The sequence below is a fragment of the Streptomyces sp. NPDC037203 genome, from assembly GCF_055605065.1.
In genome coordinates, this window is the sequence record NZ_JBVJUC010000016.1 from 1 (window position 1) to 13556 (window position 13556).

General features: G+C 72.4%; 13 protein-coding genes. 5 read left to right on the forward strand and 8 right to left on the reverse strand.

Translation table 11 applies throughout. The features are described 5' to 3' along the window. Positions 1–228: 228 nt before the first annotated feature. The 7 genes from ACZ7EC_RS30560 to ACZ7EC_RS30590 all read right to left on the reverse strand — a co-directional run bounded on the left by ACZ7EC_RS30560 (position 229) and on the right by ACZ7EC_RS30590 (position 8401). Complete coding sequence (locus ACZ7EC_RS30560) at positions 229–1830, reverse strand: dipeptide ABC transporter ATP-binding protein (RefSeq protein ID WP_471067747.1); 1602 nt, start codon at positions 1828–1830, stop codon at positions 229–231. Further along, positions 1827–2825 (reverse strand): ABC transporter permease, encoded by a 999-nt coding sequence (locus ACZ7EC_RS30565; RefSeq protein WP_471067750.1) that lies wholly within the window; start codon positions 2823–2825, stop codon positions 1827–1829. Before ACZ7EC_RS30565 ends, ACZ7EC_RS30560 begins: the two co-directional genes overlap by 4 nt. Then, positions 2822–3868: an ABC transporter permease gene (locus tag ACZ7EC_RS30570; RefSeq protein WP_471067752.1), complete on the reverse strand. Its 1047-nt coding sequence runs from the start codon at positions 3866–3868 to the stop codon at positions 2822–2824. Before ACZ7EC_RS30570 ends, ACZ7EC_RS30565 begins: the two co-directional genes overlap by 4 nt. 4 nt (positions 3869–3872) lie before the next feature. Continuing rightward, positions 3873–5591 (reverse strand): ABC transporter substrate-binding protein, encoded by a 1719-nt coding sequence (locus ACZ7EC_RS30575; RefSeq protein WP_471067755.1) that lies wholly within the window; start codon positions 5589–5591, stop codon positions 3873–3875. Positions 5592–5772: 181 nt separating this feature from the next. Continuing rightward, on the reverse strand, positions 5773–5868 hold the full coding sequence (locus tag ACZ7EC_RS30580; protein ID WP_309506041.1) for an Ms4533A family Cys-rich leader peptide: 96 nt from the start codon (positions 5866–5868) through the stop codon (positions 5773–5775). Positions 5869–5924: 56 nt separating this feature from the next. After that, positions 5925–7361 (reverse strand): DUF3152 domain-containing protein, encoded by a 1437-nt coding sequence (locus ACZ7EC_RS30585; protein ID WP_471067758.1) that lies wholly within the window; start codon positions 7359–7361, stop codon positions 5925–5927. 8 nt (positions 7362–7369) lie between these two features. Next, positions 7370–8401: an alpha/beta fold hydrolase gene (locus ACZ7EC_RS30590; protein ID WP_471067761.1), complete on the reverse strand. Its 1032-nt coding sequence runs from the start codon at positions 8399–8401 to the stop codon at positions 7370–7372. Positions 8402–8599: 198 nt separating this feature from the next. Here ACZ7EC_RS30590 and ACZ7EC_RS30595 point away from each other — a divergent pair, with 198 nt between their 5' ends. The 4 genes from ACZ7EC_RS30595 (at position 8600) to ACZ7EC_RS30610 (ending at position 10403) form a co-directional block, all read left to right on the forward strand. Further along, positions 8600–8824, forward strand: a complete 225-nt coding sequence (locus ACZ7EC_RS30595) for a hypothetical protein (protein WP_471067763.1) — start codon at positions 8600–8602, stop codon at positions 8822–8824. 132 nt (positions 8825–8956) lie between these two features. Next, a complete protein-coding gene (locus tag ACZ7EC_RS30600; protein ID WP_397984161.1) occupies positions 8957–9598 on the forward strand; it encodes a TetR/AcrR family transcriptional regulator in 642 nt (213 codons plus the stop codon). 142 nt (positions 9599–9740) lie between these two features. Beyond that, complete coding sequence (locus ACZ7EC_RS30605; protein ID WP_046421387.1) at positions 9741–9968, forward strand: DUF3107 domain-containing protein; 228 nt, start codon at positions 9741–9743, stop codon at positions 9966–9968. Between the two features lie 171 nt (positions 9969–10139). Further along, positions 10140–10403 (forward strand): hypothetical protein, encoded by a 264-nt coding sequence (locus ACZ7EC_RS30610; RefSeq protein WP_471067766.1) that lies wholly within the window; start codon positions 10140–10142, stop codon positions 10401–10403. A gap of 127 nt (positions 10404–10530) precedes the next feature. Here ACZ7EC_RS30610 and ACZ7EC_RS30615 read toward each other — a convergent pair whose 3' ends face one another. Further along, positions 10531–11274: a ferritin-like fold-containing protein gene (locus ACZ7EC_RS30615; protein WP_471067768.1), complete on the reverse strand. Its 744-nt coding sequence runs from the start codon at positions 11272–11274 to the stop codon at positions 10531–10533. A gap of 500 nt (positions 11275–11774) precedes the next feature. Here ACZ7EC_RS30615 and ACZ7EC_RS30620 point away from each other — a divergent pair. Continuing rightward, the coding region (locus tag ACZ7EC_RS30620) for a DEAD/DEAH box helicase (protein WP_471067771.1) at positions 11775–13556 on the forward strand (1782 nt) is incomplete at its 3' end.

A 13556-nucleotide genomic window follows, 5' to 3' on the forward strand; every position in this document is an offset into this window, starting at 1 on the left:
GCAGGCGGTCGGGGAGGCGGATCGACTCCCTTGTTTTTTTTGTGGTTGGTTTGGTTTTGGTGTGGGGGGGAAGGGGGGAGAGGAGGGGGGGAGAAGGGGGGGGTGGGGGGGGGGTTTTTCCCCCCCCCCCCCACCAAAAGGGGTGAACGCGCGTGACTTTCTCGTGCGAACCGCGTTTTGTCGCGCTAGGCGTTCACGCGGGTACGAAACGTCACGCCGGGCGCGCTCTCACACCGCCGCCGGTGCGCGGCGCGCCGCGCGGCGCCGGGCCGCCACCTCCGGGTCGAGGGCGGGTACGGCGGCCAGCAGTTGCCGGGTGTACTCCTCGCGCGGGCTGTCGTAGACCTCGTCGGCGGGACCGTACTCGACCAGCCGGCCCCGGCGCATCACCGCGAGCCGGTCGCTGACCTGGCGGACGACGGCGAGGTCGTGCGCGATGAAGACCAGCGCGAGGCCGAGTTCCCGCTGCAACTCGCCAAGCAGGTCGACCACTTGGGCCTGCGTGGTGACGTCGAGCGCGGAGACGGGTTCGTCGCAGACGATGACGCGCGGGTCGGCGGCCAGCGCGCGGGCGATGCCGATGCGCTGGCGCTGGCCCCCGCTGAACTCGTGCGGGTAGCGGTCGTAGTGCGCCCCTTCGAGCCCCACGCGCTCCAGCAGTTCCGTCACGCGCCCCCTGATCCGCTCCTCGGCCCCCTCGCCCTTCTCGCCGCGGGCTCGCAGCGGGTCGGCGATGGACTCGCCCACGCTGCGGCGGGGGTTGAGGGAGGAGACGGGGTCCTGGAAGACCATCTGGACGGCCGGGTTCACCCCGGTGTGCGGCCTGCCGTCGTAACGGATCCCGCCCGCGGTGGGGTCCAGGAGGCCGACCAGCATCCGGCCGAGGGTGGTCTTGCCGCTGCCGCTCTCGCCGACGACGCCCAGGGTCTCGCCCCTGCGCACGGTCAGCGAGACGTCGTCCACGGCCGCGAACGTCCGCTTGCCGCGCCCGAATTCGCGCCGCAGGCCGGTGGCCTCCAGGACCACCTCGCCGGTGGCCGGGGAGCCGGTGCGGCGGGTGTCCACGCGCGGGACGGCGTCGAGGAGTTCGCGGGTGTACGACTGCTCGGGCGCCGCGAGGACCGTCCCGACCGGACCGTGCTCGACGGCCCGGCCGTGCCGCATGACCAGCACCTCCTCCACGCTCTCCGCGGCCACGCCCACGTCGTGCGTGACCAGCAGCAGGCCCATGCCGGTCTCGGTGCGCAGGGTGTGCAGCAGGTCGAGGATCTGGGCCTGCACGGTGACGTCGAGCGCGGTGGTGGGCTCGTCGGCGATCAGCAGACGGGGTTCGCAGGCCAGCGCCATGGCGATGAGCGCGCGCTGGCGCATGCCGCCGCTGAACTCGTGCGGGCGCGAGCGGGCGCGCCGGGCGGCGTCCGGGATGCCCACGCGGTCCAGGACCTCGACGGCACGCGGGCGGGCGGTGCGGCGCGAGGCGCGGGTGTGCACCCGGTACACCTCGGCGATCTGGTCGCCGATGGCGTAATAGGGGTCGAGCGAGGACAGCGGGTCCTGGAAGACCATGGCGGCCTCGGCACCGCGCAGCCGCCGCAGTTCCTGCTCGGTGGCCTGCCCCACATCGGTGCCGGCGACGCGCACGGTGCCGCCGACGCGGGCGCCGGTACCGCGGTGCAGGCCCAGCAGGGCGCCCGCGACCGTGGACTTGCCGGAGCCGGACTCGCCGACCAGGGCCAGCGCGCCGCCCTCGGCCAGACTGAAGGAGAGCTGGTCGACGGCTCGCAGCGCGCCGAACTCGACGCTCAGGCCGGTCACTTCCACCAGGCTCATGCGAGCACCACCCGTCGGTCGGCCACCGCGTACAGCACGTCCGCGACGGCGTTGGCGAGCACCACGAAGAACGCGATGACGAGGACCATGCCGACGACCACCGGCAGGTCGACGACCTTCACCGCGTGCACCAGCTCCTGGCCGATACCGGGCAGCCCGAACAGGGTCTCGGTGAGGACGGCGCCGCCGACTGCGGAGCCGACGTTGTTGGCGTTGAGCGCGATGACCGGGGCGAACGCGCCGCGCAGCGCGTGCCGTCCGACGATGGCCCGCTCGCCGACGCCGTAGGCCCGGAAGGTCCGTACGTGGTCCTCGGCGAGGGTCTCCAGCATCGCGGCGCGGGTCAGCCGGGCGAAGGTCGCGGCCTCGATCAGGGCCAGCGACAGCCAGGGCAGCACCAGGTTCCAGGCCCACTGCTCGGGGTCGTCGGTGAAGGCGACGTACTCCGGGAAGGGCAGCAGCTGGAGCTGGCCGCAGACGACGATCATCAGCACCAGGCCGATGACGAACACCGGCGTGGCGGTGCCCGCGAGGGTGATCGCGGTGAGCACCCGCTCCGAGACGCGGCCGCGCCGCCAGGCGGAGAGGACGCCGGTGCCGACGCCGAGGGCGAGCCACAGCACCATGCCGCCGAGGACCAGGGAGAGGCTGACCGGCAGCTTGCCCAGGATGATGTCCAGGACCTGCTGTCCGGTCTGGTACGACTGCCCGAGGCAGGGCGCCGCGCAGTGCTCCACGGAGGTGCCGGTGGAGAAGTCCTGGCCGGCGAACAGGCCCTGGAGGAAGTGCCAGTAGCGCACGTAGAGGGGGTCGCCGAGGTGCAGCTGTTCGGCGACCTGGTGCACCTGGGCCGGGGAGCAGCGCGGGCCGCAGGTGATCTGGGCGACGTTGCCGGGGGTGACGTAGAAGACGACGTAGACGATGACCGAGATGGCGAGCAGGGTGACGACCGTGCCCACGGCCCGGCGCAGCAGGAATCCGCCGAAGCCGCTCATGCGGTCACCTCCTTCCCGGCCGGTTCCTCGGCCGTGTTCGCCGCCGTGCCCCGGGCCGTGTCCTCGTCCTTGCGGCCGGTGCCGATCCGCAGCCGGGAGGCGGCGCGCGGGTCGAGGGCGGTGCGCACGCCGTCGCCGAGGACGGTGAGCGCGAGGACGGTGACGAACAGGGCGCCGGCCGGCAGCAGCAGGTACTGCGGGGCGGCCTGGTACCAGACGTCGGCGGCGGTGAGCATCTGTCCCCAGGAGGGCGTGGGCGGCTTGACGCCCACGCCGAGGAAGGACAGGGCCGACTCCGCGGAGATGTTCGCGGGCACGAGGAGCGCGGCGTAGGTGATGACGGGCGCGGCGAGTCCGGGCAGCAGCTCCCGGCGGGCGATCCGCCAGGTCTTCCAGCCGCTGAGCCGGGCCGCCGAGACGTAGTCGAGCCCCTTCATGGACAGGGCCTGCGCGCGCAGGATCTTCGCGATGCTGCCCCAGCCGATCAGGCCGAGGACGAGGGTGACCAGGACGGGGCGCGGGAAGCTCGCCGGGACGACCGCCAGCAGCGCCAACGACATGATCATCAACGGCATCGCGACGATGATGTCCGTGATCCGGCTCAACACTTGATCAACCCATTGATTGCCGAGCGCGGCCGCCACGCCGACGGCCACGCCGACGGCGACCTGGATGACGGTGGCGGCCAGGGCGACGCCGAGCGAGACGCGGGCGCCGTAGACCAGGCGGGCGAACAGGTCGCGGCCGGTCTGGGGTTCGACGCCCAGCCAGTGCTCCGCGCCGATGCCGCCGAGCGGGCCGACCGGCACGCCGCCGCGCGCGGAGTCGATCAGGGACGGGTGGTAGGTGAAGGGGTCCTGGCCCTCCAGGGCGGTGAACAGCGGTGCGCCGAGCGCGAGCAGGACGAGCAGCGCGACGACGACCGCGGCGACCAGGGCGGCGCGCTGCGCCCGCAGCCGCCGCCAGAACCGGCGGGCCCCCGAGCCCGCCGGGACGGGGGTGTCCGTCCCGGCGGCCAGGGTGGCGAGGGGTGACTCGGTCACGGCGTCACTTCACCGCGACCTGGGAGATGTCCAGCACGCCGGTCCAGTCGCTGATGACGACATTGCGGATGTCCTTGCCGACGAGGCGCTTGTAGACGGGGTGGAACAGCGGCACCACGAGCGCCTTCTCACCAATCTTCTTGTCCAGGGCGCCCCAGCGCTTGGCGGCCGCGCCGAGGTCGGTCAGCTTGTTGATCGAGTCAATCTCGTCATTGACCGACGTGTCGTCGAGCTGGCTCGCGTTGAAGTTCGCGCCGTCCTTGACGATCTGCCGGCCGTCGAAGATCGGGGCGAGGAAGGGGCCGCCGGAGGGCCAGTCGGCGCCCCAGCCGGCGAGGAAGAAGCCGGGCTCGGTCTTCACGCTGTGCACGGTGTCCCGGTAGTCGTTGTCCTCCAGGCCCTGGAGCCTGACCGTGATGCCGGCCTTCTTGAGCGCGTCCTGGAGCGCGGTGGCGATCTCCGGGCTGGTCGCGAAGTCCTTGGCGTTGGAGTGCGTCAGGGTGACGGTGAGCCCGTTCTTGTAACCGGCCTGCGCCAGCAGCTGCCTGGCCTTCGCCGGGTTGCCGGACACGCCCGCCGGGAAGGGGTCGTACGGCGTGTACCCGAAGGACTTCTGGTCCGGGAGGAAGGTCGTGGCGGGCTCGGCGAGCGCGCTGCCGCCGGCCGCGTTGACCACCGAGGAGCGGTCCACGGCGTAGGCGATGGCCTCGCGCACCTTGGGGTTGTCGAAGGGCTTCACCTTCGGGTTGAACGCGATGTAGTTCGTGTAGCCGAAGTGACCGGTGCCCACGCGCGCGGCCAGCTCCTTGTCGCCGGTCACCTTGGCCAGCTCGGCCGGGCCGAGGTTGGTGTCCGTGGTGACGGCGGCGGCGTCCGCGCCCTGGGACGCGGACAGCCGCTGGTCGATCACCGAGGAGTCGAGCCCGGAGCGCACGTCGATGGTGTCCGGGTAGGCCTTGCGCTGGTCGTCGGTGGCAGCGGACCAGTTGGGGTTGCGCTTGAGCAGCACGTGCTCGCCGTCGTTCTCGTTCTTCACGACCTCGTAGGGGCCGGACGAGACGGGGTGCTCCTCGTACTTGGTGCCGGTGTCCCTGGCCTTGGGCACCGGGGCGAACTGCGTCTGCGTGGCCAGGAACGGGAACTCGCCCTCGGGCTTGTTCAGATGGAAGACGATGGTCCGCGCGTCCGGCGTCTCGATCGCCGAGAGGCCCTTCTTGTCCTTGTACGGCCCCTGGTAGTCCGCCGCGCCCGCCAGCCAGTCGCGCAGGTAGGGAGCGCCGCCGGAGAGCTCGGGGGCGAACGAGCGCTCGATGCCGTACTTGATGTCGGCCGAGGTGATCGGGGTGCCGTCCTCGTACGTGAGGCCCTTCTTCAGGGTGTACGTCCACACGGTCGCGTCCTTGCTGGGACGCCCGGTGTCGGTCGCGAGGTCCGGCACGACCTTGGCGCCGGCCGCGCCGTTCGCCCGGTTGCGCGTGGTGAGCGTGCGGAAGACCAGCGAGGGCACGTTCCCACCGCCGGAGGTGTACAGCCGCGCGGGGTCGAAGTCGGTCTGCGGTTCGGAGTTGAGGACCGTGAGCGTGCCGCCCTTGTGGGGCGTGGAGTCGCCACCGGAGCCCTTCGCACCGCTGTCCTTCGGACCGCAGGCGGCGGCGCCCGCGGCCACGACCAGGCTGACGGATGCCGCTGCCACGCGGCGCGCTATGACGGACGGTTGACGCATCGGATTGACGACCTCTCGGGGGGTGATTCGAGGATTTCTCGAAGAGTGAGACAAAGGGACGAGGAGTGAGACGTCCCTGGGCAGACGTAGGCCCCGGCGTCGAGTCGTCGAAAAATCCGCGACCGGGGTCACGGAGGGGAGAAAGGAGAAAGGTCGCGACGCGAACGCCAGGGGGGCGGCGTCAGCGACAGTGGATGTCGGCCACGCAGAGCGCGGTCACACCGATCAGCGCCAGCTCGATGGCGGCGCTGAAGGAGACGGCATGACGAGACCACATGCGCAGAAATATGAACGAACTTGCGACTCATGTCAAAGTGACATAAGAGCAAGCGGTCAACTCCTGGGGTAGGGCCAGGCGTTGGGCAGGCAGTGGATCCCGTCGTGGTCGAGGAACTTGGTCTGCTGCTGCATGACCGGCGCGAGTTCGCCGTCCTTCTCGCAGGTGACGTGGTTGTGGCCGAGACGGTGGCCGACCTCATGGTTGATCAGCATTTGCCGGTACATATGGATCTTGTCACCATATGTCTTGCTTCCTTGCGCCCATCGGTACGCGTTGATCATCACGCGCTGGGTGGCGGCCGAGTCGCAGGAGACGTTGTCCTCGGTGGTGTCCAGGCCGGACTTGGCGCACCAGGTGGCGGTGGTGCCGGGGCTGGCCAGGGTGATCACGAAGTCGGGTTTGCCGGAGGAGATCCGCTCGAAGGTACGGGTGCCGCCGTGCCCCCAGCTCCGGTCGTCGTTCAGCGTCTTCTGCACGGCCTCGGCGAACAGCGCGCCGTCCAGGCCGAGTCCCTGCTCGATGTCGACGCGGTAGCGGTACTTCCGGCCGGTGCCGGGCGCCTTGTCGAAGCCGGGGACGGTGTCGAACTTCCCGGACGCCTTGAGGGTCGCGCTCAGCGGATACGTGCGGTCCATCTGCTGCTCGTACGTCAAGGGCGCCGCGCTCGGCTTCACGGAGGACCCGGCCTGCGCGCCGGCGCCCTGGTCCGGCGCGGTATGCCCGGCCGCCGCGCCCCCGTCGCGCCCCTCGGTCACCTGCCCGGCGACGACCACCGCGAGCACGGTGGTGACGGCGGCCGCGGCGATCCCGGTGAAGGCCCGCCCCTTGCTCCCGCGCTGCGGGGGCGGAGCCGCCTTGTCTCCTCCGGCCCCGGCATCGGGTGTCCCGGCCACCGGCTCCGGTTCGCCGGCCGGCCGCTCCGTCGTACGGACGCCTCCCGGCCGGCCACCGCCGCCGTCGAAGGCGTCAAGGTAGTCCTGCCGCGGCCCGCGCCCACGGGGGCCGACGGGACCGGCAGGACCGGGAGGACCAGCGGGGCCGGCGGGCGCCTTCCGCTGCCGGGGCAGTACGGCCCCGTGCCCGCCGGTCGCGGACCCGGTCCGCGCCGGGAACTCCCCCCAGCCGCCGCCGGGTTCCCGCTGCTCGGGATGCCCACCGCGCGCGGCACCCGCGCCGGGGCCGCGCGGCACACCGTGCGCGGAAGCGCCGTCGGGGAGCCCCGGAACACCACGGGCGGGCGTGCCTTCGGGCAGGCGCGGCACGCCACGGGCGGGGGGCGCGGCCGGCGTCCCCCCGGACGCGCGCGGCGCGGCGCGACCCGCCGCCCGCTCCGGAGACCCCGGCGCACCGCGGCCCGGCATCGCCTCCGGCACTCCCAGCGCTTTCGGCGTGCCGCGGCCCGGCGCGCCCCGTTCGCTCCTCGCCGCTGTCTGCGGACCCGTGTCCTGCGCGGCCGGCTCGACCGGCCCCCGGCGGCTGTGGCGTCCCACGGTGTCCTTCAGCTCCCCGCTTCCGTACCCTCGGCGGCCCTCCGGCCGCCCGTGTCCGTGCTCTCGTCGTCCGTACCGCCGCCGTCCCCCTCGGCGTGCGCCAGCAGCTCCCGGAAGGCCCGCGCCACCACGCCCGGATACTCCATCATCGCCACGTGCCCGGCGTCCGGCAGGGTCAGCAGCCGGGAGTCACGGAAGGAACGGGCGGCCTTGCGCGCCATGCGGTAGCCGACGAGCTGGTCCCGGCCGCCGTAGACGAGCAGGGTCGGCGCCAGCACGCGCTCGGCCTGCCGCCACAGTCCGTGCTGGCCGCCGAGCGTGTACGCGTTGACGATGCCGCGCGCCGAGCGGGCCATCGCGTCCCAGAAGTACGGCAGCTGCAAGCGCCGCTCCAGCTCCTCGACGGCCTGCCGGAACGCCTCCGGCGTCACCCGGCCGGGGTCGCCGTAACACAGGCCCATGACCCCGCGCACCCGCTGCTCGGCCGTCCAGTCCCTGCTCATCCGGGTGAAGAGGGCGGCGATGCCGGGCACGCCGAGCAGTCCGGTCGGCACCGCGGTGCGCTGGATCCGCAGCTCCGGCAGCGCGGGCGAGATCAGCGTGAGCGTGCGCACCAGGTCGGGTCGTACGGCGGCCACCCGCGTGGTGACCGCGCCGCCGAGCGAGTTGCCGAAGAGGTGGACGGGGCCGTGTCCGGCGGCGTCCAGGTAGCGGATGACGGCCCGCGCGTGCCCGGTGACGGAGTAGTCGCCGTCGTCCGGGGGCGGGGAGTCGCCGAAGCCCGGCAGATCGATCGCCTCGCCGGCCACGACGCCGTCCAGCTCGGCCATCAGGTCCGACCAGTTCTGCGAGGAGCCGCCGAGCCCGTGGACGTACAGCGCGCGCGGCAGACCCGCGCGCGCGGCCGGCCGGTAGCGCACCGTCAGGGTGACCCCCGGCAGGCCCGCCGTCCGCAGCCGCTCCCCCTCGCCGACCCGGACGGGCGCCACCCGCGGGAGCACACTGGCGGCCGGCGCGGAGGGCGACTCGGTGGAAGACATGCGGGCAATGTTACGAGGTGATCACACCGGCATTCGTGTGTTCGCCGTCACAGAATGAGCCGTTCCGTCGCGGACAACCGGTGCGCGGACGGGAGCGCACGGCATGGCGTCCGGAACGGCCGTCTCCTAGGCTCGTACACGGGTACCCGTGTGTGGGTCCTGCCGTGCCCGAGGGGACGTTCGTAGGAGGGAGCCGTCATGGCCCACGACCCGACCGAGCCCGACACCATCGAGGAGCTGGACGAGGACACGGCCTCGGAGCTGGGTATCGAGGAGCCGGAAGTGGACGCCGTCGAGCAGCAGGCCGACATCCGGCCCGAGCGCGACGAGCCGCTGCCGGCGGAGAAGAAGGACCGGGCGGACGAGGCCGACCTGGCCGAACAGGCCCGCGTGGTCGCGCTCGACGAGGACGACTACCGCTGATCGCCCGCGCGACCCGGCTTTCGCCGCCGTCCGGTACGTGAAATTCTGCGTTCGCACCGCGCACACCACGGTTACCGAAAAGTACGATGGCCGCGCGGTCGACATCGCATGTGGACGACATTGGGAGGCGGCGTGACAGCCATCGAGCAGACAGAGGCAGCACGCCCGCGCGGCACCCGGCTGCCGCGCCGAGCCCGACGGAACCAGTTGCTGGGCGCGGCCCAGGAGGTCTTCGTCGCACAGGGCTACCACGCCGCGGCGATGGACGACATCGCCGAGCGGGCCGGCGTGAGCAAGCCGGTGCTCTACCAGCACTTTCCGGGCAAGCTCGACCTCTACCTCGCGCTGCTGGACCAGCACTGCGAGGCGCTGATCCAGTCGGTGCGCGGCGCGCTGGCGTCGACGACCGACAACAAGCAGCGGGTGCGGGCGACCATGGACGCCTACTTCGCCTATGTGGAGGACGACGGCGGTGCCTTCCGGCTGGTTTTCGAGTCGGACCTGACCAACGAGCCGGCCGTGCGCGAGCGCGTCGACAAGGTGACCACCGAGTGCGCCGAGGCGATCTGCGATGTCATCGCGGAGGACACCGGCCTGTCCCGCGCGGAGTCCATGCTGCTCGCCTCGGGTCTCGGCGGGCTCGCCCAGGTGGTGGCCCGTTCCTGGCTGCACAGCGACCGCAGTGTGCCCCGCGACCACGCGGTGCAGCTGCTCGCCTCGCTCGCCTGGCGCGGCATCGCGGGCTTCCCGCTGCACGGCAACGAGCACCACTGAGCCGGGTCACGGCGTTCATTCCCGGACCGTGTTCGCTGTTGGCGTTCCCGGCCGGCAGCGTGCACGTCCCCTCACCGGGCTAATGTGTGCTGGTACGGCGCGGAAGATCGCGCACATCACTGACCGTCGGAGGGACAAAGCCGTGGAGGTCAAGATCGGCGTGCAGCACGCGCCCCGCGAGATCGTTCTGGAGAGCGGTCAGAGCGTCGAGGAGGTCGAGCGCCTGGTGTCCGACGCCCTGGCCGGGAAGACGCAGCTGCTGACCCTCGAGGACGAGAAGGGCCGCAAGGTCATGGTGCCGACGGACCGGCTGGCGTACGTGGAGCTCGGCGCGCCGACCGTGCGCAAGGTGGGCTTCGGCGCGCTGTAGCCCGGTCGTGTCAAGGGCCCGGCGGCACTCGGCCGCCGGGCCTTTGTGCTGAGCGGATTCGCACACAGAAACGGCACAACTCCGCCATAGCGGAGGATTGCAGTCCGCAGGTCAGGGGTAAGACGGGCTACGACCGTTCAAGGCAGACCGGCCGTGGGAGGGACCCCCGTCATGATCCTGGAAGCACTCGGCACCGCCGTGCTCGGTCTCCTGCTCGCCTGGGCGGCGACCGCCCGCCTCGCCCACCGCCTCCCGAACCGCCCCCTGGTCTACTCGACCGGCGCCGCGGGCGCCCTCCTGGGCGACTTCGTCACCCACAGCGCCCTGGGCTCGGGCTTCACCCTGATCCCCTTCCTGGGCGCCGCCGCCATCTCGGCGGCCTCCCTGTCCCTCCTGCTGCGCCCGTCACGGACCCGCCGCTCCCTGACGGCGTGAGCGGAGGCGTCCCGAAGAGGCTCGGGGCCCTGCTCGACACGCGGCTCCGCCGCGGGGGCGCGGCCGGCCGGAACGCACCGGCAGCCGCGCAACGGCCCGTGGCCGCCCCCACGGAGCGCAGCGCTTCTCAGGCCGCGAGGCCCAGCGCGGCCATCCGCTTCGTGTGCGCCTCCGTGATCCGCGTGAACATCCGCCCCACCTCGGCCAGATCGAACCCGTCGGCCACCCCGCCCACGAGCATCGTGGACAGCGCGTCCCGGTCCGCCACCACCCGCTGCGACTGCGACAGCGCCTCGCCCATCAGCCGCCGCGCCCACAGCGCGAGCCGCCCGCCGACCCGCGGATCGGCGTCGATCGCGGCCCGCACCTTCTCCACCGCGAACTCCGCGTGCCCGGTGTCGTCGAGCACCGCGAGCACCAGCTCCCGCGTGTCGGTGTCGAGCCGCGCAGCCACCTCCCGGTAGAAGTCGCTCGCGATCGAGTCGCCGACGTACGCCTTGACCAGGCCCTCCAGCCAGTCCGAGGGCGCCGTCTGCCGGTGGAAGCCGTCCAGCGCGGCGACGAACGGGTCCATCGCCGCCGTCGGGTCCTCGCCGATCTCCGTCAGCCGGTCCCGCAGCCGCTCGAAGTGGTGGAACTCCGCCGAGGCCATCTTCGCCAGCTCGGCCTTGTCACCGAGAGTCGGCGCCAGCTTCGCGTCCTCCGCGAGCCGCTCGAACGCCGCGAGCTCCCCATAGGCGAGCGCCCCGAGCAGATCCACGACGGCGGCGCGGTAGTGCGGCTCGGCGGCGGCCTGCGCCCAGTCCTGCGCGGCGACACCGGTCGGTACGGGGGCGGCGGACGCGTTCTCAGGCTTGTCAGAGCTAGTCATGAGGCGCACAATAGCCCGCTCGGCGCCCCCCTCAAGCCCCCCGCCGATCACTGTGACGACGACTACGTGACCAAATCGGCCATCGCGTGTGCGCGAATCCGGGGTATGGTGGTAATGCGCCTGGGAGTGCGTCGACGGTGTTCGACGTGTTCCGACAGGGCGCACGCATGAGGATGCCCGGTCGGTGGCCCGATCGGCTCCGACCCGACAGACCTCCGTGGCCGTACGGATTCGTACGACGACCGGAGGGACACCCTCAGCGGTACGAGCGCTAGAGCGTCGGCAGAGGTCCCGTGTCTTACGGCTTGCCTTGACAGGTTCGCCCGTACGGCAGCCGACGTCCCCGGCACGGTCAGCCATGACCCCCGCGCTCGCCTCGCACCGCGCCACACAGAAGAGGCAGCACCCTGACTACGACGTTTCGAGACCTTGGGATTCTCCCCGAGACCGCCGAGGCCCTGGAGGCCGTCGGCATCGTCAGTCCCTTCCCCATCCAGGAGATGACGCTTCCCGTCGCCCTTTCCGGCACGGACGTCATCGGCCAGGCCAAGACCGGCACCGGCAAGACGCTGGGCTTCGGCCTCCCCCTGCTGGAGCGCGTGACCGTCCCCGCCGACGTCGAGGCCGGACGCGCCACCCCCGACGACCTCACCGACGCCCCGCAGGCGCTGGTCGTGGTGCCCACCCGCGAGCTGTGCACGCAGGTCACCAACGACCTCCAGACGGCCGGCAAGGTCCGTAACGTGCGGGTGCTGGCGATCTACGGCGGCCGGGCCTACGAGCCCCAGGTCGAGGCCCTGAAGAAGGGCGTCGACGTCGTCGTCGGCACTCCGGGCCGGCTGCTCGACCTCGCGGGCCAGAAGAAGCTCGACCTGAAGCACGTCAAGAGCCTGGTCCTCGACGAGGCCGACGAGATGCTCGACCTGGGCTTCCTGCCCGACGTCGAGAAGATCATCTCCATGCTCCCGGTCAAGCGCCAGACCATGCTGTTCTCGGCGACGATGCCGGGCGCGGTCATCGGTCTCGCCCGCCGCTACATGTCCCGGCCCACGCACATCCGCGCCACCGCGCCGGACGACGAGGGCGCGACGGTCGCGAACATCAAGCAGTTCGTCTACCGCGGCCACTCCATGGACAAGCCGGAGATGATCGCGCGCATCCTGCAGGCCGAGGGCCGCGGGCTCGCGATGATCTTCTGCCGCACCAAGCGGACCGCCGCCGACATCGCCGAGCAGCTCCAGCGCCGCGGGTTCGCCTCCGGCGCGGTCCACGGCGACCTCGGCCAGGGCGCCCGCGAGCAGGCGCTGCGCGCGTTCCGCAACGGCAAGGTCGACGTCCTGGTCTGCACCGACGTGGCCGCGCGCGGTATCGACGTCGAGGGCGTCACCCACGTCATCAACTACCAGTCCCCCGAGGACGAGAAGACGTACCTGCACCGCGTCGGCCGCACCGGCCGCGCGGGCGCCAAGGGTACGGCGATCACGTTCGTGGACTGGGACGACATCCCGCGCTGGCAGCTGATCAACAAGGCGCTGGACCTGGGCTTCAACGACCCGGTGGAGACGTACTCCACGTCCCCGCACCTGTTCTCCGACCTCGGCATCCCCGAGGGCACCAAGGGCATCCTGCCGCGCTCGGAGCGGACCCGTGCCGGTCTGGACGCGGAGGAGGTCGAGGACCTGGGCGAGACCGGCGGACGCGGTGCCCGCGTCCGTGACCGTGACCGTGACCGTGGTCGCGGTGGCCGGGGCGACCGGCAGGACCGTACCGAGGCACCCGCCGCCGAGCGCGAGCGTCCGGCGCGCACCCCGCGCCGTCGCCGTCGTACCCGTGGCGGCGCCCCGCTGGACGCGGCCGCGCAGGCACCGGCGACGCAGGCACCGGCCGCCGGGTCCCCGTCCGTGTCCGCCGAGGAGCCGGCGACGCGCACCCCGCGCCGCCGTCGCCGCACCCGTGCCGGCGCGGGAGCTCCGGCCGAGGTGACACCGGCCGTCGAGGTGGCCGCCGAGACGCCGCAGGAGGCGCCCGTGGCCGCCCCGGCCCCCGCCCCGGCGGAGGTCGTGGAGGCCGTCGAGAAGCCGCGTCGCCGCCGTACCCGCAAGACCGCGGAGCCCGTGGCGGCGGAGACGGTGGAGACCGCCGTCGTGGAGTCCGCCGTCGTGGAGGCCCCGGCCGTCGTCGCGGAGCCCGAGGCGGAGGCCAAGCCGCGCCGTCGCACCCGCAAGGCGGCCGAGCCGGTCGCCGAGGCCGCGGTGGAGACGGCCGAAGCCGTGGAGGCCAAG

Coding starts and splice junctions, on each gene's coding strand:
- ACZ7EC_RS30565 (WP_471067750.1), bottom strand. CDS start 2,825: ATGAGCGGCTTCGGCGGATTCCTGCTGCGCCGGGCCGTGGGCACGGTC.
- ACZ7EC_RS30590 (WP_471067761.1), bottom strand. CDS start 8,401: ATGTCTTCCACCGAGTCGCCCTCCGCGCCGGCCGCCAGTGTGCTCCCG.
- ACZ7EC_RS30615 (WP_471067768.1), bottom strand. CDS start 11,274: ATGACTAGCTCTGACAAGCCTGAGAACGCGTCCGCCGCCCCCGTACCG.
- ACZ7EC_RS30610 (WP_471067766.1), top strand. CDS start 10,140: ATGATCCTGGAAGCACTCGGCACCGCCGTGCTCGGTCTCCTGCTCGCC.
- ACZ7EC_RS30580 (WP_309506041.1), bottom strand. CDS start 5,868: ATGTGGTCTCGTCATGCCGTCTCCTTCAGCGCCGCCATCGAGCTGGCG.
- ACZ7EC_RS30595 (WP_471067763.1), top strand. CDS start 8,600: ATGGCCCACGACCCGACCGAGCCCGACACCATCGAGGAGCTGGACGAG.
- ACZ7EC_RS30560 (WP_471067747.1), bottom strand. CDS start 1,830: ATGAGCCTGGTGGAAGTGACCGGCCTGAGCGTCGAGTTCGGCGCGCTG.
- ACZ7EC_RS30575 (WP_471067755.1), bottom strand. CDS start 5,591: ATGCGTCAACCGTCCGTCATAGCGCGCCGCGTGGCAGCGGCATCCGTC.